This is a genomic window from Candidatus Palauibacter sp., assembly GCF_965208055.1.
In the GTDB taxonomy this organism is placed as follows: domain Bacteria; phylum Gemmatimonadota; class Gemmatimonadetes; order Palauibacterales; family Palauibacteraceae; genus Palauibacter.
The window spans coordinates 2,493,896-2,515,217 of sequence record NZ_CBDBNY010000004.1; the positions used below are offsets into that span (position 1 = coordinate 2,493,896).

At 68.7% G+C, this 21,322-nt stretch carries 15 protein-coding genes; 7 read left to right on the plus strand and 8 right to left on the minus strand.

Annotated elements, in window-relative coordinates; translation table 11 throughout:
• Positions 1–9 precede the first annotated feature (9 nt).
• Complete coding sequence (locus tag ACOGXI_RS11105) at positions 10–1,860, plus strand: thioredoxin family protein (protein ID WP_419938910.1); 1,851 nt, start codon at positions 10–12, stop codon at positions 1,858–1,860.
• A gap of 8 nt (positions 1,861–1,868) precedes the next feature.
• Here the strand turns inward: ACOGXI_RS11105 and ACOGXI_RS11110 are convergent, their stop codons facing one another.
• Positions 1,869–4,787, minus strand: coding sequence for a YncE family protein (locus ACOGXI_RS11110; RefSeq protein ID WP_419938911.1), 2,919 nt, complete (start codon positions 4,785–4,787; stop codon positions 1,869–1,871).
• A gap of 8 nt (positions 4,788–4,795) precedes the next feature.
• Positions 4,796–6,100, minus strand: coding sequence for a dipeptidase (locus ACOGXI_RS11115; protein WP_419938912.1), 1,305 nt, complete (start codon positions 6,098–6,100; stop codon positions 4,796–4,798).
• A 118-nt stretch (positions 6,101–6,218) separates the two neighbouring features.
• Here ACOGXI_RS11115 and ACOGXI_RS11120 point away from each other — a divergent pair, with 118 nt between their 5' ends.
• The 3 genes from ACOGXI_RS11120 (at position 6,219) to ggt (ending at position 9,259) form a co-directional block, all read left to right on the plus strand.
• Complete coding sequence (locus ACOGXI_RS11120) at positions 6,219–7,118, plus strand: hypothetical protein (protein WP_419938913.1); 900 nt, start codon at positions 6,219–6,221, stop codon at positions 7,116–7,118.
• A gap of 96 nt (positions 7,119–7,214) precedes the next feature.
• Entirely contained in the window at positions 7,215–7,472 is a 258-nt protein-coding gene (locus ACOGXI_RS11125) for a hypothetical protein (RefSeq protein WP_419938914.1), read from the plus strand.
• A gap of 194 nt (positions 7,473–7,666) precedes the next feature.
• Entirely contained in the window at positions 7,667–9,259 is a 1,593-nt protein-coding gene (gene ggt / locus ACOGXI_RS11130) for a gamma-glutamyltransferase (protein WP_419938915.1), read from the plus strand.
• Between the two features lie 142 nt (positions 9,260–9,401).
• Here the strand turns inward: ggt and ACOGXI_RS11135 are convergent, their stop codons facing one another.
• From ACOGXI_RS11135 to ACOGXI_RS11160, 6 genes are all read right to left on the minus strand, one after another.
• On the minus strand, positions 9,402–12,734 hold the full coding sequence (locus tag ACOGXI_RS11135) for a VPS10 domain-containing protein (RefSeq protein WP_419938916.1): 3,333 nt from the start codon (positions 12,732–12,734) through the stop codon (positions 9,402–9,404).
• A gap of 168 nt (positions 12,735–12,902) precedes the next feature.
• The gene (locus tag ACOGXI_RS11140; protein WP_419938917.1) at positions 12,903–13,304 is read right to left on the minus strand and encodes a type II toxin-antitoxin system VapC family toxin; all 402 of its coding nucleotides are present in this window, start codon (positions 13,302–13,304) and stop codon (positions 12,903–12,905) included.
• Positions 13,301–13,570: a hypothetical protein gene (locus tag ACOGXI_RS11145; RefSeq protein WP_419938918.1), complete on the minus strand. Its 270-nt coding sequence runs from the start codon at positions 13,568–13,570 to the stop codon at positions 13,301–13,303. Before ACOGXI_RS11145 ends, ACOGXI_RS11140 begins: the two co-directional genes overlap by 4 nt.
• Before the next feature lie 79 nt (positions 13,571–13,649).
• Complete coding sequence (locus ACOGXI_RS11150) at positions 13,650–13,919, minus strand: hypothetical protein (RefSeq protein ID WP_419938919.1); 270 nt, start codon at positions 13,917–13,919, stop codon at positions 13,650–13,652.
• Positions 13,920–14,025: 106 nt separating this feature from the next.
• Positions 14,026–15,606, minus strand: a complete 1,581-nt coding sequence (locus ACOGXI_RS11155) for an amidase (RefSeq protein WP_419938920.1) — start codon at positions 15,604–15,606, stop codon at positions 14,026–14,028.
• A 114-nt stretch (positions 15,607–15,720) separates the two neighbouring features.
• The gene (locus ACOGXI_RS11160; RefSeq protein ID WP_419938921.1) at positions 15,721–17,070 is read right to left on the minus strand and encodes an ArgE/DapE family deacylase; all 1,350 of its coding nucleotides are present in this window, start codon (positions 17,068–17,070) and stop codon (positions 15,721–15,723) included.
• Between the two features lie 166 nt (positions 17,071–17,236).
• Between ACOGXI_RS11160 and bla the strand changes: the two genes are divergently transcribed.
• From bla to ACOGXI_RS11175, 3 genes are read left to right on the plus strand one after another with little or no spacing between them, the layout of a single operon-like run.
• The gene (gene bla, locus ACOGXI_RS11165) at positions 17,237–18,670 is read left to right on the plus strand and encodes a class A beta-lactamase (protein WP_419938922.1); all 1,434 of its coding nucleotides are present in this window, start codon (positions 17,237–17,239) and stop codon (positions 18,668–18,670) included.
• Positions 18,671–18,678: 8 nt separating this feature from the next.
• Positions 18,679–19,986 (plus strand): NAD(P)/FAD-dependent oxidoreductase, encoded by a 1,308-nt coding sequence (locus ACOGXI_RS11170; protein WP_419938923.1) that lies wholly within the window; start codon positions 18,679–18,681, stop codon positions 19,984–19,986.
• A gap of 25 nt (positions 19,987–20,011) precedes the next feature.
• The gene (locus tag ACOGXI_RS11175; RefSeq protein WP_419938924.1) at positions 20,012–21,274 is read left to right on the plus strand and encodes an FAD-dependent oxidoreductase; all 1,263 of its coding nucleotides are present in this window, start codon (positions 20,012–20,014) and stop codon (positions 21,272–21,274) included.
• Positions 21,275–21,322: the final 48 nt, after the last annotated feature.

The following is a 21,322-nucleotide window of genomic DNA, read 5'->3' on the forward strand; positions in this document are numbered from 1 at the left end:
GGACGAATGGTGGTCGGTTCGAGAAGCAGGACATACGGAGGCGGGGCGTGGCTGGCGCGCGCGGCGCTGGTGGCGGCGGTCGCGGGATCTCTCCTCCCGGGCCCGGGCGCGGCGCAGCTTCCTCGGCAGGGGGCGCTGGATCTCGAGAAGGGGGACATCGCCATCGCCCTCGACCGCACCGCCTACCTCGCCGGCGAGCCCGCGCAACTCGCGGTGCGCCTCACCATCGAGGACGGCTGGCACACGAACAGCTACGAACCCACCTACGACTACCTGATCGCGACGGAGATCGACATCGAGGCGCCGCCCGACTGGCCGGCGCCGGAGACGCCTCGTTATCCCCCCGGCGAGATGAAGCGCTTCGAGTTCGCGCCCACCGCCATCTCCGTGTACGAGGGCGAGATCTTCATCCGGACCGCGCTGCCGACGCCGGCGGGAGCGGCGGCCGGCACGTACCCCATTCGCGCGAACGTCACCTACCAGGCGTGCGACGACAAAATGTGCCTCGCGCCGGTGACGACGCCGGCCACGGCGGGACTGACAATCGCCGCCGGGGGTGAAGTCGCGAACCCCGAGTTCTTCGCGGCGGCGGAAACCACGACGGGCGGACGGGGATCGCAGCTCGGCGCCGCCGCCGGACGCGGGCTTCTGTGGTTCGTGCTTCTCGGCTTCCTGGGCGGGCTGATCCTGAACGCGATGCCGTGCGTCCTTCCCGTGCTGTCGCTGAAGGTGTTCGGACTGATGAAGAGCGCGGAGGGGGGCAGGCGCGCCCTTACGACGGGGAGCCTTGCCACGGCAGCCGGGATCATTCTCTCCTTCCTGCTGCTGGCGGGGGCGGCGATCGGGGCGCGCGCGGCCGGCGTCGCGGTGGGCTGGGGGATCCAGTTCCAGGAGCCGTTGTTCGTCGGAGCACTCGCGGTCGTGATCCTGCTCTTCACGCTCAACATGTGGGGGCTGTTCGAGATCCATCTGCCGGGGTCGCTGGCGAAGGTGGGCTCGACGGGTCCATCCGAAGGGCTCGCGGGCCACCTCGTGACCGGCTTCTTCGCCACGCTGATGGCGACGCCCTGCTCCGCCCCCTTCCTGGGGACGGCGCTCGGCTTTGCGCTCACGCAGGATTCGGGCACGACGGCCGCGATGTTCGGCGCGATCGGGACGGGCATGGCCTCTCCGTATCTGCTGCTGGCGGCCTTCCCGGCGGCGGGGCGCGTGCTGCCGAAGCCCGGGGCGTGGATGGCGACCTTCCGCGTGGTGATGGGGTTCCTGCTCGCGGCGACGCTCGTGTGGCTCCTGTTCGTGATGTCGGGCCTGGTGTCGGCGCCGCGCGTGGCCTTCTTCGAGATCGGGCTGCTGGCCGTGGCCCTCGCGATCTGGCTCGCAAGCCGGTCGCAGCGCGGGCGGGCGCCGCGCCGCCTCGCCGGAGTCGCCGCGGCGGGGCTGATGGTCGTGGCCGTCTCCACGGTGGCCGGGGGGCGATCCGAAGCGGGGCCATCGACGATCGGCGTCGCGCCGGAGGACCGTCTCATCGCATGGCAGCCCTTCGACCGCGACCGGGCGGAGGAACTCGCCGCCGAGGGCACCTATGTGTTCGTCGACGTGACGGCGGACTGGTGCTTCACCTGCAAGGTCAACGAGACGCTCTTCCTGGAGACCGAGGAGGTGGCCGGGGCGTTCGAGCAGCACGGGGTCATCGCGATGCGGGCCGACTGGACCCGGCGCGACGATTCGATCGGCCGCTACCTCGCCGACTTCGGCCGCTACGGCATCCCCTTCTACGTGCTCTACCGGCCGGGCGGGGACCCGCACGTCTTCTCGGAACTGATCTCGAAGTCCGCGATCCTCGACCTGCTCGGGGACTAAGTCCCCCCCTAAGTCCCCTCTTGGGCCTGCTCGGGGCGAAGCGGAGTAACCACAACCCGGTGAGCGTCGAATGCGTCCAATCGGCGCAGCAACACGACGTCGCCTCGCGCGTCGAGCAACCTGTCCTCACCATCCATGCTCACCGTGAACAACAGCCGCTCCCGGTCGATGTCCCACACTCGCCACGTTACGCTATCCTGGCCGGGAAGCCGATAATCTCTCACCCAGAGTCTCGAATCGAAGTCCGTCAGCATCGCATCGATCGGGGGCGCCACTTCGTTTGCCGGCCAGTCCGGCATAAAGGAGAGGAGTCGCTCCTCTACGTCCGACGGCGCGAACGGGAACCTGCCGTCCGACGCGGCCTCCATGAGCCACCCCCTTTGCCCCTGTCGCTGCGACGCCTCGGACTCTCGTTCCATCCGCACCTGGTCTGCGGACAGCCTCACGCCGGTCGGCATCGGAATACCGGCGACCGGCACGCCGCTCCAGTCGAGTACCGAGATGGATCCCTGGTCAGTTTCGGCGACGACGAGACGGTCTGCGGTCGCCGCCTCCAATGTCCGGTGTGCAAACAACACGGGACGGTCGAGTCTCGTGTCGGAGTACCGCTCGTTGCCTTGCGTCTCCGCGACCACCCGAAGTCCGCCGTCGGCATTCACCGCCACATACCGAGCTCGCTGCCAGTATCGACCTTCCGAATCCCGCACCCCATCGGATCCGTCCCCGTCACGGAAGACGGTGCTGCCGTCCGGATGATGGGCTACCGGTCTCAGCGAATGAAAGCTGTTGAATACTACATCCAGGTAGCTTCGCGACTGACCAAATTCGCCTCCGTGGCTGATGGACACGACGCGCCGCCTGAGGAAGTCCCAAACCGCAACACCCTCCGACGTGCGAATCGCCCGCGATATGTGGCCGAATTCCTTCGGCCCCCCTCCCTCGCGCCCCACCACTCGATGCTCCCCGGACGCCATGTCGATGATGTGGATCTCGGTGCGGTCGGCCACAACGAGACCGCCGTCCGGCGTGAAGAAGCCGCCGCTGACGGACACCAGCCGCTCGGAAAGATCCCTGTGCTCCGAGGAATTGAAGACCGGGTCGGTCGAGGGACGACGCGGGGCGCGCTGCCGCGGCGGGGCAACTGCGGCCAATGCCGGCACCCGATCGAGGAACGGTCCCACGTCGAGGAGCACGATGTCGTCGCGCTTCCGGAGTTCGCGGAGGAACGGCCCCTTGTGTCCCGCTCCGTAGGTGAGGAGGAAACGGACGCCCTCCCCCCGGTGACGGTCCAGCCCGTCCTCGATGTACGCCCAGTGCGAGGCGTTGATCGCCTCCCAGCCACCGGGGCCCAGTTGCGCGTCGAACAGGCGGGCGTACGTCCGCATGCGGATGTCGTAGGCTTCGTCGTAGGCATCGGTGTGGATCCAGCGCGGGTCGTCCGCCGCGCCCGCGGCGAGCGCGTCGGCTGAAGCCTCCGCGGCGGCGCGGTATTCCGCCCATCCTTCGGCCCGGGCCGGATCCCGCGAGTAGGCGTCGAGATAGCCGGCGCGGAAGTCCGACATCGGCTCCGTCCACCCCGCGGTGGGGATGACCTCGAAGTCGAGTTCGCGGGAGAGGGGGAAGAGTCCCTCCATGTACTCGGGGAAGCGGCGGACCCGCGGCTCCTCGACCGTCCCGGTGGCTTCGAACTCGGCCCGCGCCCGGTCCCAGCGGTTGGGCGGGATCTCCGTCAGCCAGTAGTCCGGATCGATCTCCCGCACCAGGTCTCTCACGACCTCCAGACTGAACATCTCGCTGGTCTCGTGGCCCGAGTGGATCATGCCGAGTACGACGACCTCGTTCAGCGTCGTCTCCGCCTCGGAGGGAGCAGGCGATTCCGGTGCTGCCGGGGCTGGCGCCAGTTCGACCAGCGTACCCGAGAGTTCATTCGCCACAAACACGCGCTCGCCGTCCGGGTGCGCGCGCAGGACGATCGGCTGATCCCCGACCTCCAGACGCTGGACAACCGTGCGCGATTCGAGGTCCACGACCGAGACGGTGTTCCCGCCCGCGTTGTTGACGAGCGCGTAGCGACCATCGCCGGGTACGACGACCGAGAACGGGCGGGGTCCGAGACCCTCCGACACGCGGCCCGTGATCGCGAAGGATGCGGTGTTGATGAAGGCCACCTCGTCGGATCCGCCGCAGGCGACGACGTACGTGACCTGGTCGGGCGTGAGCGCGCCCCCGGGCGGACCGGGACACCCCTCGACCGTGGCGTCCAGTTCCCCGTTCAGGAGGTCGATGACGGAGACCGTACCGGCATCGAGGTTGGGCACGAAGGCGTAGGACCCGTCCCACATCACGTCCGCCGGATAGGGGCGATCGCCGGTGGTGTGGAACGCACGCGGCGCCCCCCGGCGAGTGTCCACCGTCCACAGCCGGTCCGAGAACTCGGTCGTGATCCAGGTCTCTCCGCGCACGGTCCCGGGCGTGAACAGCGACGGACCCGCCCCGACGCCCCACACCGCGTCGGGGACGGTCTGCCCCTCGTCGTCGAGCCGGATGAGCGTCGAATCCCGGAACTGGCTCACGAGCCAGCCGCCATCGACGCGGACGAGGTCGAGCGGGGTGTCCCCCGCCTCCCAGCGCGCCACGACGGCGGACTCGGAGAGGTCCACGACCGCGATCCGGCCTTCGCCGCTCAGGGCCACCCAGGCGGTGTCCCCATCCGGACTGAACCGGATGCCGTGCGGGGCCGCCCCCACCTCGATCCTGGCCCCGATGCGGTAGGGTGCGTCGGCCCCGCCGGCTTCGCCCGACGATTCGCCGCAGGCGGCCACGCCCATCGCCAGCGCGGCCACTGCCGGCGCCCGCGCGAGGACCGTGGCCCGTGGGCCGGCGTTCGCGGTCCGGGGGCGGCGACGGCGCGGGCGGGGCGTCTCCATTCGGCGGATCAACCCCCGGCCTGCTGCATTTCCGCGGCCACCTGCTCGGCGGCGCGCCAGATGCGGAGCGTGTTGCCGCCCCAGAGCTGCCGGATCTCATCCTCCGAGTAGCCCCGTCGCACGAGTTCGATCGTGACGTTGAGCGTCTCCGAGGCGTCGCTCCACCCGTCGATCCCGCCGCCCCCGTCGAAGTCCGAGCTGATCCCGACGTAATCGACGCCGATCAGGTTGACCGCGTGGTCGATATGGTCGACGAAATCCGCCACGTTGACCGCCGGGTAGCGCGACCGGATCTCGGCCATCCCGTCGCGGAAGGCGACGCGCTGCTCGTCCGTCATCTGGGAGAAGCTCGTGAAGCCGATCGACTCGCGGAGCGCGGTGACTTCCGCCTGCTGCTCCGCGGCAGGCGACTTCACGAAGGCCCCCAGGGCGACGGCCTGGATCACGCCGCCGTTCTCGCGCAGGGCATACAGTTGCTCATCGTCCATGTTGCGGGGATGGGCGTTCACCGCGTGGGCGCCGGAGTGCGATGCGATGACCGGAGTCTCGGAGAGGTGCATGGCCTCGAGGCTGGCGGCCTTCGAGATGTGGGAGACATCGACCATGATCCCGAGCCGGTTCATCTCGGCGATCACCTCTTCGCCGAAGTCGCTGATCCCCCCGTTCTCCTCCGGCGTGTCGCCGAAGGCGAAGTTGGGCTGCGCGGAGTCTGCGATGTCGTTGTTCCCGTTGTGGGCCAGCGTGATGTAGCGCGCCCCGAGTTCGTGGTACGTCTCGAGGAGGGAGAGATCCCTCCCGATCACATATCCGTTCTCGATCCCGATCGCCGCCACGAGCCGGCCCTCGGCGTGGATGCGCTCCGCGTCGTCCGCCGTGTGCGCGAGCCCGATGAGGTCCGGGTACATCTCGTTCGTCATGCGGTGGATCGCCTCGAACTTCGTCATCGCGCCCTGCTTCGCGGCCTCGTAGTTCTCCGGCGTGCGCTCGGTCTGGCCCACGTAGACGATGAAGAAGCCGACATCGAGTCCGCCGGCCCGCATCTTCTCGAGGTTCACCTGGCGGTCCGCGTTGAGCGGATCCACTTCGGGGCTGGCGAAGTTGTAGGGGATGTCGTCGTGGGTGTCGATCGTAAGCACGCCCTCGTGGATCTCGCGCGCGCGACGCTCGATTTCGGCTTCCTCCATGGGGAGTTCTTCCCCTGTGGCGGCCTCCCCATCATCCGTCGACTCCCCGCAGCCGGTGACGAGGAACGGGGCGAGGAAGAGGGACAGGGCGGGCAGGAGGGCTTGGTGCGAGCGTGCGAATTGTCTCATCTTTGACTCCCTGGTCGGTCCGAACCGCTGCGGCGCAAGCTCGTCCGCGTCCCGGCGAGACGCAACGAGGGGTCAGGCCACGCGAGATATCCCGAGCCCTGGAGAACGGACGAACGTCATGGGTGCCTGGAAAGTGCCCGGCCGGCTGCCTCGCCCGGCGCTCGTCGCGCTGGTGGCGCTCGGGTGCGGGGACGCCACGGGTCCCGAGCCGCCCGCGGCGGGTGAGATCGTCTTCACGGCGATCCGCGAGCAATACATGCGCATCTGGGTGGCCAACGCCGACGGGACCGGACAGAGGCCCCTGACGGAGGAAGGCGAAACGAACCTCGAGCCCAGCTGGACGCCGGACGGGTCGGGGATCGTGTTCACGAGTTGGCTCGACGGGAATCCCGACATCTTCCTGATGGACGCGGACGGCGCGAATTGGAGGCCCGTGACCCGCGACACGGCCTACGACCGGTCCGGGCGCTTGTCTCCGGACGGGACTCGCGTGGTCTTCGTCTCCGAGCGGACGGGCGATCCGGACATCTGGGTCATCGACGTGGACGGGTCGAATCCGGTCAACCTCACGCGGAGTCCATCGTCGTTCGACGTGGACCCGGACTGGTCCCCCGACGGCACGCGGATCGTCTTCGCGTCGGACCGAGACGGGGGCCGGCGGTTCTCGCTGTGGACGATGGGGGCCGATGGGACGGGGCTCTCGCGGCTTCCCGCCGAGGGCGGTGCGCGTTCGCCCGCCTGGTCGCCGGATGGATCGCGCATCACCTTCACCTCCTACCGGGACATCGACGACGCCGAGATCTACGTGATGCGGGCGGACGGCAGCGGCCAGACGAATCTCTCCGGACGCGCCGGCGTGGACGAACTGCCGCGCTGGTCGCCCGACGGCGAGTTCATCGTGTTCTCGACGAAACGCGACGGGAACTCCGAGATCTACGCGATGCGGGCGGACGGATCGGGGCCGGTGAACATCACGCGCAACCCGCGCTGGGATGCCATGGCCGCTTGGAGGCCGTAGCGACCGTAAACCTCAGATCGCACGTACGATCTTGGTTGATGAACGGTTGACACCCTAGATTACCTAATCAGTATCACCCGAACATGAGGAGTTTCGATGCTCACCATGGACATGCTTCCTCGCGTCATGCCGGACTTCTATTGCGACCGGTTCGCGGAGGCGGTGGAGGAAGTCGTCCGCAGGCAGGAAGCGCTATCACCGGAGAGCGCCATCACACGTTTCGAGGAATCGCCTTTGGGAGGGTATGTGGTCTACAGCGTGTCGGCCGAAGCATTTGCGGCGGCTCTCGATGATGAGGTGCTGTCGCCATCGCCGGCTGACCTGATCGTGCCTCCGAGGACAGCCTACCGGTGAGCGAAGAGGCCGGTGGAGCAGTTGTTCAGCATGACTCGCAATGGTCCGGCGAGTTAGGCCACATGAAGCCACACCGAACCTCCGCTTATGACGTGGCAACGGCTCTCAGTGCTACCCTCGTCGCCCTAGCGGCCGTTGCCTGCGGCACCGCGGACGCGGAGAGCTTGAGGAACTCGTCAGGTCAGGAGGCCGCGATGAATGTTCCGGGGTCCATGGCGGGGCGATCCACCGTCTACGCTCCGAACGGGATGGTCGCGACGAGCCAGCCGATGGCGTCGAGCGTGGCGCTCAGCGTGCTGCGCGACGGCGGCAACGCCTTCGACGCTGCGATCGCGGCCTCGTCCGTGCTGTCGCTCGTCGAACCGCACATGACGGGGCTCGGAGGCGATCTGTTCGCGCTCTTCTGGTCTGCGGACGAGGGTCGGCTCGTCGGCCTGGACGCGACCGGCCGCGCCGGAACCCACATGACGCCGGAACGGATCCGGGCGGATGGCTACGACCGGGTGCCGGGCTCCGGACCGGGGGCGGTGACCGTGCCGGGGGCGATCGCCGGCTGGGGCGCGCTCAACGAGAAGTACGGAAGCCGCCCGCTCGCCGAACTCGTGGCGCCGGCCATCGCACTGGCCGAGGAGGGCTTCCCCGTCACGCCGATCATCGCCGGCCAGTGGCGGGGGCAGTTGAGCAAGCTGCAGGCCGACCCCGGGGCCGCCGCGACCTACCTGATCGACGGTGAGCGGGCGCCGGAAGCGGGCGAGTGGTTCCGGAACCCCGACTTCGCGCGTTCCCTGCGCACGATCGCGACGGAGGGCCCGGCCGCCATGTACGGCGGCGAGTTGGGGGCGCGCGTGGCCGAGGGACTGGCGGAACTCGGCGGCTACCTCACGCCGGAGGACATGGCGGCGATGGAGGTGCGCTGGGTCGAGCCGCTCTCGATGGACTACAAGGGGTGGACGGTCTGGGAACTGCCGCCCGCCGGCCAGGGAGTCGCCGCCCTGCAGATGCTGGGGATGCTCGAGCCGTTCGACCTGGCGGGCATGGGGCATAACTCGCCCGAGTACCTCCACCACCTGATCGAGGCCAAGAAGGTGGCCTTCGCGGACCTGGCCCGGCACGTGGGCGATGCCGATCACATGGAGATCGACCCGAAGGAGTTGCTGGATCCCGACTACCTCGCGGCGCGGCGGGCGCTCATCAACCCGGCCGTGGCCGCCGAGCGGGTCGAGCCCGGCGAATTCGCGACCGCCACGGAGACGATCTACCTGTCGGTCGCCGACCGGTACGGGAACATGGTCTCCTTCATCCACTCGATCTACGGTGCGTTCGGCTCGGGCGTCGTCGTTCCGGGGACGGGCTTCGTGCTACAGAACCGCGGCGCCGGCTTCACCCTCGAGGACGGACACCCGAACCAGGTGGCGCCGGGCAAGCGGCCCTTCCACACGCTCATCCCGGGGTTCGTGACCCGCGACGGAGAGCCGTTGATGGCGTTCGGCGTGATGGGCGGGTCGATGCAGCCGCAGGGGCACACGCAGGTCGTCCTCAACATGATCGAGTTCGGGATGGACCCGCAGCAGGCGATCGACGCGGCCCGCTTCCGGCATATGGGTGGGCTGCGCGTCGCGGTCGAGCGGCTGACCGGCGGACTCGAGACCGGCATGAGCGCGCTCGGCCACGAACTCGTGGACTGGGAGAGCGCCTCCTTCGGCGGCGGCCAGCTCGTCATGAAGCTGGAGCGCGGCTGGGCCGGCGCGTCGGATCCCCGCAAGGACGGCCTCGCCATCGGCCACTGACGACCGGGGCGCGCGTCGGCGCCCCTGGGCTAACCGGCCACGCGGGGCGTTTCCGCTGGTAGGCGAAGGCGATGCGCCCGAGCGCCCTCCCCGCCGCCCATCTGGTATTAGCCGCCATGAAAATTGGCCTCTTTCTCGGCCGTCAGCCGCCGGGGAGGCGACGGCCGGGGGTCCACGGGGCCCCGGCCGCTTCGAGCGCGGTCTCGGCGCCGGTGAAGGCGCCGTCCATGAAGTTCGCGAACTCGGCAAGCCAGACGCTGAAGTCCGTTTCGGCGATATCGAGGTTGCGGCGGTGGGTGGCGGTCGGCGTCTGGCGCGTGTCCCAGTGGCCGCCGATCACCCGTCCCACGCGGTTCGAGATCGAGGGCACGGTGGACTCGTTCAGGCGCTGCCGGGCCGGGTTGCCGAAAAGACGGATCGAGAAGTCCTGGAGGCCGGCGCCGAGCGCGTCGAGATCGCCGAACAAGTCGAGCGGGGCGTCAGACGCCTCGAGGAGCGCGGCCCGCATGTGACGTAGCCGGTCGCGTGCGCGGCCGACTTCCTCGCCGGCCGAGGCGATGCGGCGCCTCAACTCCGACGCCTCGTTCTGGAAAGCGACGACGGCCCCGAAGTCCGTGCCCGGCTCGGCCGTGGGCACCGCTTTCACTTCGAAGGTCCGCGCCACTCCGACCTCCCGCGCGCCTGTGGCTGTGACGACGACGAGTTGCGCGGAGTATGCGCCCGGGGCGACGAGGGGCCCCTGAGGCGGCCCCACCCACGGCGGCGTGAAGCCGGGCACCGTGAGGTCGATCGGATCGGGCGCCGGGGCCCGCAGATCCCAGCTCACGCGGTGCAGCCCTTCGCTCGCGGGCCCGGCGACCCAGCGCACGGTCCGGCCGTCCGCGTCGGCGATGGCGATCAGCGCCCGGGGGCCGCTCTCCGCCGCCTCCTCGTTCAGCACGTCGTAGCCGGGGAACGCCACGTCGCCGCCCTGGTCCCGCACCATCCGCTCCGTCGCGCGGCGCGCTTCGGCCGCCGTCGTCACCGTCTCGGGCAGGTAGTAGGTGAGGGTGGCCCCGAAGTCCGGGTTCGGCGCCGTGTAGTCGTCCGACCCCAGCGTCGGCTTGCCGCGGGCCTGCATGGGGACCGATGGGATGTACCACCAGGCGTCGCGGATCGGGAACACAGCCCCTCCCTCCGCGGCGGCCACGGCCGTGTTCGTGCCCCCGGCGAGTTCGCGCAGCGGGGTGTAGTCGTCGAGCACGTAGAAGCCGCGGCCGAAGGTCGCGCCGACCACGTCGTTGTCGCGGCGCTGGATTTCCAGATCGCGGTGCGGGATGGTGGGCCCGGGCAGCATGTGCCAGTTCGCGCCGCCGTTCACGCTCGCGTACATGCCGAACTCGGCCCCGAGAAAGAGCAGGTTCGGGTTCAGGTGATCCTGCTCGATCGCCCACGCGATCGTCCCGTCGGGCAGATCTCCCGCGATCGAACGCCACGTCCGGCCCGCGTCGTTGCTCTCGAACACGAGCGGCCGGAAGTCGCCCTCCTTGTGGTTGTCCGCCACGGCGAAGACTGTCGCCGCGTCGAACTGCGACGCCTCCACGTCGTTGATGAACGCCCGTTCGGGCACGCCGGGAAGAGCGTTCGCGAGCCGCCAGTTCGCCCCGTCGTCCTCCGTCACGTGGATGAGTCCGTCGTCGCTCCCCGTGTAGATCACGCCCGCCGTCACCGGCGATTCGGAGATCCCCGTGAGGGTCGCGTACTTGGACATGGCGCCGTTGTCGATGAGGTCGTCGACGCTCCACACACGGCCCATGAACTCCAGTTCATAGCGGTTCACGTCCGTCGTCAGATCGCCGCTGATCGCCGTCCACGAGTGACCCCGGTCATCGGAGCGCCACACGCGCTGCGAGCCGTGGTAGATGCGGTCGGGGTTGTGGGGGCTGATGAGGACCGGCGCGTCCCAGTTCCAGCGCTCGGGCGGGTCGCCGGGCGCGGGCTGCGCCTGGATGTCGAGCGCCTCTTCGTTCCCCCGGTCGTAGCGGTAGAGGTTCCCCTGCTGCGTCTGCAGGTAGAGGATGTCCGGATCCCGCGGGTCGATCTGGACCGCGTACCCGTCCGCTCCCATGGGCGCGTACCAGTCCCGGTTCCGCACGCCCTCGACGTTCGTCGTGCGGGCGGGCCCCCACAGGGTGCCGAGGTCCTGCGCGCCGCCGAGCACGTGGTAGAACGGCTCCGCGTTGTCGAGCGCGAGCTTGTAGAACTGGGAGATCGGCAGGTTCGGGAAGTGCCGGAACGTGCGGCCGTCGTCGAAGCTCTCGTACAGGCCGGCGTCCGTGCCGACGATCAGGTGCAGGGCGTCCTCCGGGTCGACCCAGAGGGCGTGGTTGTCGCTGTGTTTGTCGCGCGCCGTCTCGAGGTTCCCGAACGTCGCGCCCCCGTCCCGCGTGACCTGGATGAAGACGTCCATCTGATACACGACGTCCACATCGTGCGGGGAGGCTTCGATCTCCTGGTAGTAGTGGGGACCGGTGCCGCCGGAGATGTACGAGTTCCGCCGCTCCCAGCTCTCCCCCTTGTCGAGTGAACGGTAGAAGCCCCGCTCATCGTCGTTCGCTTCCATGGTGGCGTACACGACTTCGGGGTTCGCCGGGGTGACGGCGAGTCCGATCTTTCCCACATCGCCCGTCGGGAGTCCGGCCGAGATCCGGCGCCAGCTCTCCCCGCCATCGGTGGACTTGTAGATGCCCGAGTTGGGTCCGCCGGCGAGGTGCCCCCATATCTTCCGGCGGCGCTCGTACGCCGCCGCATAGACCATGTCCGGATTGCCGGGCGCGAATTCGATGTCGGTGACGCCCGTGTTCTCGTCGATCGCCAGCACGAGCCGCCAGGAGTCGCCGCCGTCGGTGGACTTGTACACGCCGCGGTCGCCGCCCGGAGCCCAGAGCGACCCCTCCGCGGCCACCAGGATGACATCGCTGTCGCGCGGGTCGACCAGGATCTTCCCAATGTGCTGCGAGTCGCCTAGACCGACGTTCTCCCACGTCTCCCCGCCGTTGCGGCTGCGGTAGACGCCGTCCCCCCAGCCGACGTGGCGCCCGCTGACGTTCTCTCCGGTCCCCACCCAGACCACGTCCGGATTGTTGGGATCGATCGCCACGTCGCCGATCGAGTACACGGACTGGTCCTCGAAGATCGCGTCCCACGTCACGCCCGCGTTCGTCGTCTTCCACACCCCGCCGGAACCGACCGCGATGTACCAGGTGCTGCTCCGGTGGGGGTGTACGGCGATGTCCGCGATCCGGCCGCCCATGACGGCGGGACCGATCTCGCGCAGGGGGAGGCCTGCCACGACCTCCGCCGCCAGCGCCTGGTCCACCTCCTGCGCCCGAACTTCCGCCATCGCGGCAGGAGGGAAACCGGGAACTCCCATGAAGACGCCCCAAACGAACACCATCCGCGCACGCGCCGCGCGCCGCCTCGACGAATCCCTCATCTCGCTGCTCTCCTTCTTGCCGCGCCTTGCAGGTTTGTACGGAGACTTCGCCGGATACGCTATCCCGGAAGACACGGGTCAGACAGGGCGCGGCGAGCGACGAAGTGACGCGGCGGAGGCGGCGGACGGAGGGGGGAGGCGGCGCGGGGCGGCCTGCCGAGCCTCGCGTCAGTTCCTGCGGGGCGACCGGGAACGCCAGGCGGCGGCCAGCGCCCGGTCGAAGGTCATGAGGTCCTCGGGCTCCCGCCGGATGCAGCAGGCAAGATGAACAAGATCGCGCGCCTGGAGTTCAGGGTGCGGGGTCGACAGATGTCGTGCCCGTTCCACATCTTCTCTTTCGACGGGCCAGACTTCCGCCACTGTCGCGTCCACGAGATCGAAGGCGACGTTCAAGGTGCGCCGTTCGCCTCTTCGGACGTACGTGTGGAGCAGTTCCTGAAGTATTTCCGCCGACGTCACGAGGCGTCGGTCGCGCCGCCTCGAGCGAAAGAAGAACGCCCGGGCCTCCGCCTTGAAAGCCTGATCGGCGCCGACGAAATACATGAAGACGTTCGCGTCGACGAAGATCACGCCGTCTCGATCCCGGAGAGCCTGGACTCCGAGATCACTCGCTTCACGTCGGGCCAGTCGGGTTCTGGAGCGTCGGACCGCCGCGCATCGCACGCGGCGTTGAACTCGCGAAGTTCCTCCAAGGTGAACTTACGCGGACGCGTGGCGGCCAGCCTCGCATCAGCGGCTTCGCGTAACCACTGCCCGAGAGATTTTCCCTCACGACTGGCCTGCGCCTGGTAGCGCACTTTTTCCGCCTCCCTGACGACGAAGTGTATGCGGGACACGATCATTTCCTTCCGCCGGCCTCACGCCGGTAGCCGGATCCAAAATGAGACCACGTTCTCCCCAGGCCGTTGACGAGCATCATGCGCCAGGATCCGGAAACCGAGTCTCGACGAGCATGCGCTTGGTCTCCTCCCAGTTCGGCTCCTTGGCGCCGGGTGGATGCATCGCGTCGCACTCGGCGGCGAACGCCTCGAGTTCCTCTACGGTGAACAGGCGTGGACGCGCCGCCTCCAGCCTCTCGTCGGCCGCCTCGCGCAGCCACTGCCCGAGCGACTTGCCTTCGCGCTCCGCCTGGGCCTGGTAGCGGATCTTGGCGCTCTCCCTGACGACGAAGTGAATCCTCGACATCACCCCTCTTGGTTGTGCATGATTGCGACACATGCACAATATTATGACGCATCACGCGTTGGTCAACGACCACCCATCCAAGTACCGATCCATCATCATCCGTGCATCAACGATCGAGCGGCGGGGCCGTGGGCGGCGGGCGGCGGTGGTTCGTCGCCTGCTCGAAGGCGTAGCCGAAGCCGAGGAGCATCGCCTCCGTGAAGGGGCGTCCCAGGAACTCGAGACCCACGGGGAGGCCGTCGTCCGTGAACCCGGCGGGGACCGTGAGCGCCGGGAAGCCCGTGAGCGGGCTCAGGGAGCGGTTGTCGCCGAGGGCGTAGCGGTCGCTCGGGGCGGGGTTCGTCTCCACATCGTCGGCGATCAGAGCCGGCGGGTGGTCGAAGGTGGCGTAGACGAAGGCGTCGAGATCGTGCTCCGCCATCGTCGCCATCACGTCCTGCCGGACCCGCTCGCGGTCGAGCAGATACTCGAGATAGCCGGGGTCGCGGGTCGTCTTCCCCAGGAGACCGGCCATGCCGGCGGCCCGCCACGGATTGACGCGGCCGGAGAGGAGGATCGATGCCAGCGACCGGTACGGCGGGTCGCGGAGTGCGGCGAGGTAGGCGTCGGTCACTTCCTCGGTCTCGTAGGAGTTGGCGCCGAAGATGCTGCTCACCCGTTCGATGCCGGGGACCGCGACATCGAATACGTCGGCTCCCAGGTCGCGGAGAGCGCCGGTCGCCGCTTCCATCCGGGCGCGCACCTGCCGGAATCCTTCCGATGTCGTGTCCACGGAGCGGTCCATCGGCTCGCGGATGACGCCGATCCGAGCGCCCGCCAGCGCTCCCGCATCGAGTCCGGCCGCGTAGGAGTCGGGGACCTGTCCCACCGAGTACGCCGTCACGGGATCGTTGGGATCGTAGCCGGCGATGACATCGAGGAGGATGGCGGCGTCCGTCACGGTGCGGGTCATCGGGCCCATGGTGTCAGTGGTGGGGTTGGCGGGCATCATCCCGAACCGGCTCACGAGGGGGAGCGTGGGACGGAGGCCGACGAGCGAGGCCACGGCCGCCGGGCCCCGGATGGAGCCTCCCGTGTCTTCTCCGATGCCGATCATGCCGAGGTTGGCCGCCACGCCGGAGCCCGTGCCGCCGGAGGAACCGCTCGGATTCCGCCGCGGGTCGTAGGCGTTCCGGATGATCCCGAACCCGGATCCCACGTAGCGGGAGGCGAACTCGCCCATGTTCGTCTTCGCGTGGATCAGAGCGCCCGCGTCCTTCATCCGCGTGACGATGGTTCCGTCGCGCTCGGACATGTAGCCCTCGAAGAGCGCCGATCCGTAGGTCGTGGGCATGTCGCTCGTCTCGACCTGGTCCTTGAGGAGGACCGGGATGCAGTGCAGCGGTCCGGTGAGGCCGCCGGACGCGAAGGCGGCGTCGAGGCTTCGTGCCTCCTCGAGGGCTCGCGGGTTCACGACCGCGATCGAGTTGAGAAGCGGTCCCTGTTTGTCGTACGCGTCGATGCGCGCCAGGTAGCGCTCGACGAGCCCCTCGCACGTGAGATCGCCTGACCGGAAAGCGGCGTGGACTTCCGCGATCGTCGCCTCCTCGACCGCGAATGCCTGCGCCTGGAGCGAGACGGGAGCCGTCGTGAGCGCCAGGGCGAACGAGAGGGCCAACCTGATTGCGATCGACGTTCGAGCAGACATGGCAGCACCTGTCCTCGGGGGAACTCGAATTGACCGGCCGTTGATGAGCGTCCGTAGCCTCAACTTTAGCGAGACGTGATCCGCCCGGAAGGCTTGGCCCAATGGGAGGACGCATCACCCCGCTCCGGTCCCGCAATAGCGGATTGCGGTGACGGCGAGGATGTGGGCCAGTTCGACGAGGTCCTCGGCGCGGATGCTCTCGTCGGGGCGGTGGGCTTCGCGGACGTCGCCGGGGCCGAAGAGCACCGTGGGCACGTGGCCGTGGTTGACGAGGAGCCGCATGTCCGCGCCGTACCGCACGCCTCCGACGCGAGGTTCCGTGCCGCCGAGCGACCGCACGGCCCCGGCCAGGGCGCCGACCACGGGGTCGCTCGCGTCCGTGCGGGCGGCCGCGAACTGCGCCCCGGCCCACTCCACGGCGGGCGGGTGGTCGCGCAGCCAGACGTCACCGGAAGCGGCCTCGGCCACCGCGTCCTCCAGCGCGCGTCGCGCCCCGGCGAGATCCTCTCCGGGCGCGACGCCGTAGCGACCCTCCACGACGAGGCTCTCCGCCACCGTCGAGGGCCAGATCCCGGCCCGGAGCCGTCCCATGGTCAGGGCGTACGGCAGCGCTTCCCCTTGAAAGAGCGGGTCGGCCACGTCACGGTTCCGGTCTGCCTCCAGAGCCCGAAGGCGCCGGAAGATGGGGATGAACTTCTCGACCGGATCCACACCCTCTTCCCGCAGCGCCCCGTGCGCGGCGAGTCCCGGGACGGTGAGCCGGAAGCTGAGGGCGCCGGCCTGCGCGGGCGCGATGACGAACTCCGTCGGCTCCACGACGATCGCGCCGTCGCCAGTGTGCCCGCGCTCGATCGTGGCGAGCATCCCCGCGCCGCCGTCCTCCTCGCCGATCACACTCTGGGTCTGGAGCGCGCCGTCCAGTTCGATCCCCGCGTCGCGCAGCGCCCGCGCCGCCGCCAGCGCGCTGCACAGCTGCCCCTTCATGTCCACGACTCCGCGCCCGAACAGTCGCCCGCCGCGCTGCGTGAGCTCAAAGGGCGGATGCCTCCAGCGCCCGACCTCCCCCGCAGGGACGACGTCGATGTGGCCGTTGAGGATCAGCGTGCGGCCCTCTCCCCGTCCCATGGTTCCGGCGACGCCCAAACCCTCGTGGCGGTCCACGTCGGCGGTGTAGGCGGGGTGGCGGCGCAACCGTTCGAAGTCGATCTCCCACACGTCCGTCTCGAGACCGATGGTCCGCATCTCCGCGGCCACGCGCTCCTGGGCCGGTGTCTCCCGGTTCGCGACGCTCTCGATCGCGATGAGGTCGGCCAGGAGCGCGAACAGGCGTTCCGCGTTCACGGCCTCCGCGGCCCGGCGCTCTTCGGACGACAGCGCGCCGCCGTCGCCCGGAACGTTCCCGCGGGAACGTCCTGCGTCAGTCTCCTTCCCGTCGCCCGGCATGGCCTCCTCCCCTGCGTCCATGCGCGGAGTATGTCACGGATCGGCCTCTCGGGGCGACCCGCCATGGTGGTCTCGTCCGCGCGTTGCGCAATGGCTACCGTACCGGCACGGAGCAGGACTCAGGCGGGATGAAACAAGGCGGGATGAACAAGGAGCACAATCCATGCGCCTCCGGACACGACCTTCATTGACGAGGTTTACGAGGCTGGCCGCCGCGACGCTCGCCGTCGCGCTGCTGTCCGCCTTTCCCCTCGCGGCCCAGTCCGTCACGCCGGCGGACGACCCGGGCCTCGGCCGCCTCCTCGCGGAAATCGAACGGCTGGCGCCGGGCAGCGGAGGCACGGTGGGGGTGGGCGCCGTCCACATCGAGACGGGCCGCGCCGTGTGGTTCAACGAGGACGAACGCTTCCCGATGGCCTCGACCTACAAGGTTCCGATCGCGGTCCAACTCCTGTCGCGGGTCGACCGGGGCGAGATCACGCTCGCGGACATGGTCGAACTCGAACCCGGCGACATCCATCCCGGCAGCGGGACGATCTCGAACCTGTTCGACGACCCCGGCGTGGCGCTCTCGCTCCGGAATCTGCTCGAGTTGATGCTCCTCATCTCCGACAACAGCGCGACGGATCTCACCCTGACCGCCGCCGGCGGACCCGGCGCCGTGAACGCCCGCATGGCCGAACTCCGGGTCGACGGCCTGAGCGTGGACCGTCCGACTTCGGTCCTCATCGGGGATTACTCCGGCGTGGACACCCCGGCGGACGGCAGGATCTCGCTGTCCGAGTTCCGCGACCTCGCGGGCAACGTCACGGCCACCGACCGGGCGGCCGCGCGCGAGACGTTCGCCGCCGACCCCCGGGACACGTCGACGCCCCGCGCCATGGCTCACCTGCTGGCGATGGCCTGGGCGGGGAAGGCGCTGGGCTCGAAGAACACGGAGGTCTTCAAGGACATCATGCTGCGCGTGCAGACCGGCACCGGCCGCATCAAGGGCGTGCTGCCTCCCGGAACGCCGGTCGGCCACAAGACGGGCACGATCGGCGGGACGACGAACGATGTCGGGTACATCTACCTTCCGGACGGGGCCGGGCACGTGATCACGGTCGTGTTCGTGAAGGACTCCGAGCGGCCCGTCCCGGCGCGCGAGGCGGCGATCGCCCAGATCTCGCGCGCGATCTACGACTACTTCCTGTTCAATCCGGGGACGCCGGCAGACGCGGCCGCCGGGCGCGACAACCCGCGCTACGGGGTGTGGAAGCTGCGCTCCGACGCGCCGCCCCCGTCGCTCAATGTCATGACGTACGAGCCCTGGGAGGACGGCGGGATGAAGATTACCGTGGAGTCCACGAACGCCCGCGGCGGTGAGTCGAAGTGGAGTTACGAGACGATGTTCGACGGCGCATTCCGCCCCGTGACCGGACGCGACGGGGTCGAGACGGCCGTGGAAGTCGTCGACGAGTTCACGAACCGGATCACGAGCCGCCGGGATGGCCGCGTCACGCAGGTCATCATCAACGTGCTCTCCGAGGATGGGAACCGGATCGACAACGAGTACCGCAGCACCGACGCGGACGGGAACGAGCGCGTGTCGCACGCGGTGTACGAACGCATCGGCGCGTGAGAGAGGCGATGTCCAGGGATTACGACGCGATCATCATTGGCGCCGGGGTCATCGGCGTCTGCACCGGGTTCGAGTTGGCCAAGCGCGGGCTCCGCACGCTCAACGTCGACAAGCTCCCCGCCGCCGGGTACGGCTCGACTTCGAACACCTGCGCCATCATCCGTCTCCACTATTCGACCCCGGACGGCGTGGCGATGGCGCGGGAGTCCTATTTCTACTGGCTCGACTGGGGGAAGTACGTCGGCGTGCCCGACCCCTCCGGGCTGGCCCGCTATGTGAATACCGGCTGTCTCGTCACCAAGACCGAGAAGAACCACTACCTGCAGAACGTGAAGGAGAGTCTCGACGAGCTTCACGTGGCCTACGAGGATCTGGATGCGGCGGGCATGAAGGAGAAGCTCTCCTTTCTCGACACGCGACAGTTCGGACCTCCCGTAACGGAGGAGGAGCCGGGCTTCGGGCGGCCCACGGGTGGAGACGTGGCGGGGGCTCTCTACATCCCGGAATCCGGCTACATCAACGATCCGCAACTCTGCTGCCACAACGTGCAACTCGGCGGCGAGGCGCACGGCGGCGAGTTCCGCTTCAACACCGAGGTCACGGAGATCCTCCGCGAGAACGGCCGGGTCACCGGAGTGCGGGTTCAGGATGGGTCCGAGGTGCGGGCGCCCGTGGTGGTCAACGTGGGCGGGCCTCATTCCTTCGTCATCAACCGGATGGCGGGCGTCGAGGAGGGGATGAACATCCGGACGCGCGCGTTGAAGCAGGAGGTGTGCCACGTCCCCGCGCCGGAGGGCGTCGACTACAACGTGGTCGGCATGCTGATCTCGGACAGCGATATCGGGTGTTATTCCAGACCCGAAGTCGGCAACCACATCCTCATCGGGTCGGAAGATCCGCCCTGCGACGATCTCGAATGGGTGGAGGATCCGGACGACTATGACAAGACGTTCAGTGTTCAGTGGAGGACGCAGGCCCTGCGCGAGGCCCAGCGGGTGCGGGGACTCCCCGTGCCGGAGGCGCGACAGGGGCTCGTCGATCTCTACGATGTGTCCGACGACTGGATCCCGATCTATGACAAGTCCGATCTGCCCGGCTTCTATATGGCGGTAGGGACCTCCGGGAACCAGTTCAAGAACGCGCCCGTCGCCGGCCAGCTCATGGCGGAGCTGATAGAGGCGGTCGAGGATGGGCGCGATCACGACGCGGACCCCGTACAGTTCCACATGAAATATACGAGGCGGGACTGTAACCTCGGGTTTTTCAGCCGACTCCGGACAATGAATCCAGATTCGTCCTACTCGGTCATCGGCTGAGCCGCCGCCACTCGACTCGCATTCGATGAGCCCCGGACCGCTGGGGAGGCTGAAGTCCGCGCTCGGAGCGGGGGTTTTTCGCCCGGGCCGCCTGTGGGAGGAGAGGCCGCTTCGCCGCCACTACGACGTGGTGATCATCGGGGGCGGCATCCACGGGCTCGCGACGGCCTACTACCTGGCGAAGGACCACGGCATACGGGACATCGCCGTGCTCGAGAGCCAGTACATCGGGTTCGGCGGGTCCGGGCGGAACACCGCGATCGTGCGGGCGAACCAGCGCACCCAGGAGAACGTTCCGCTCTATGACGAGGGCCTGAAGCTGTGGCCCATCCTCACGGACGAACTCGACTTCAACCTCATGTTCCATGACTGCGGCAACCTCAACCTCGCGCACAGCGAGGCCGCGGTGGCCGCGCTCCGCCTTTCCATCAACACGGCGAACTTCTGCGGGGTGCGCTCGGAACTGCTGGATCCGCGGCAGTGCAAGGAACTGATCCCGGCGCTGGACGTCTCCGACCGGCCCGCGCATCCGATCCAGGCGGGCATGTACCACCCGCCGGGGGGCGTCGTGCGGCACGACGCGGTGGTGTGGGGACTGGCCCGGGGCGCCAGCCTGCACGGGGCCTCGATCCACCAGGGCGTCGAGGTCCGGGGGATCGACACGGAGGGCGGGCGGGTGACGGGGGTGCGGACGAACGCGGGGCCGATCGGGTGCCGGAGGCTGGGGATCATGGCGGGCGGGTACGGGCCCGCGATCGCGGCCATGCTCGACATCGAACTGCCGGTGAACCCGCTCACGATCCAGGCCATGGTGACGCAGCCGCTGAAGCCGTTCCTGCACCACGTCGTGAGTTCCGGGGCGTATCACGTCTACGCGAACCAGACGCTGAAGGGGGAGATCGCGACGGGCGCGCACATGGACCCGCAGGTGAACTACACGACGGACGTCACCGCGCGCTACTTCAAGCACCAGGCGGAAGCGCTCACGGATTTCATGCCGTGCCTGAAGGGCGTGCGGTTTCTGAGGGTCTGGGGGGGGCTGGCGGACATGACGCCGGACATGGCGCCCATCCTCGACGGCAACTTCGCATACGATGGCCTCTATCTGGATGTCGGGTGGGGATATTTCGGCTTCAAGTCCGGGCCGGTGGCCGGAAAGTACATGGCGGAGTTCATGGCGCGTGAGGAGGCGCCGGAGATCCTGAAGCCCTTCGCGCTCCGCCGTTTTCTCGAGAACCGGTACATGGGGGAGACCGCCGCCTCGATGAAGTACGGACAGTGGGACTGATGGTGGGACTGACCGTGCGACTGACGGTGGCGCTGACCGTGCGACTGA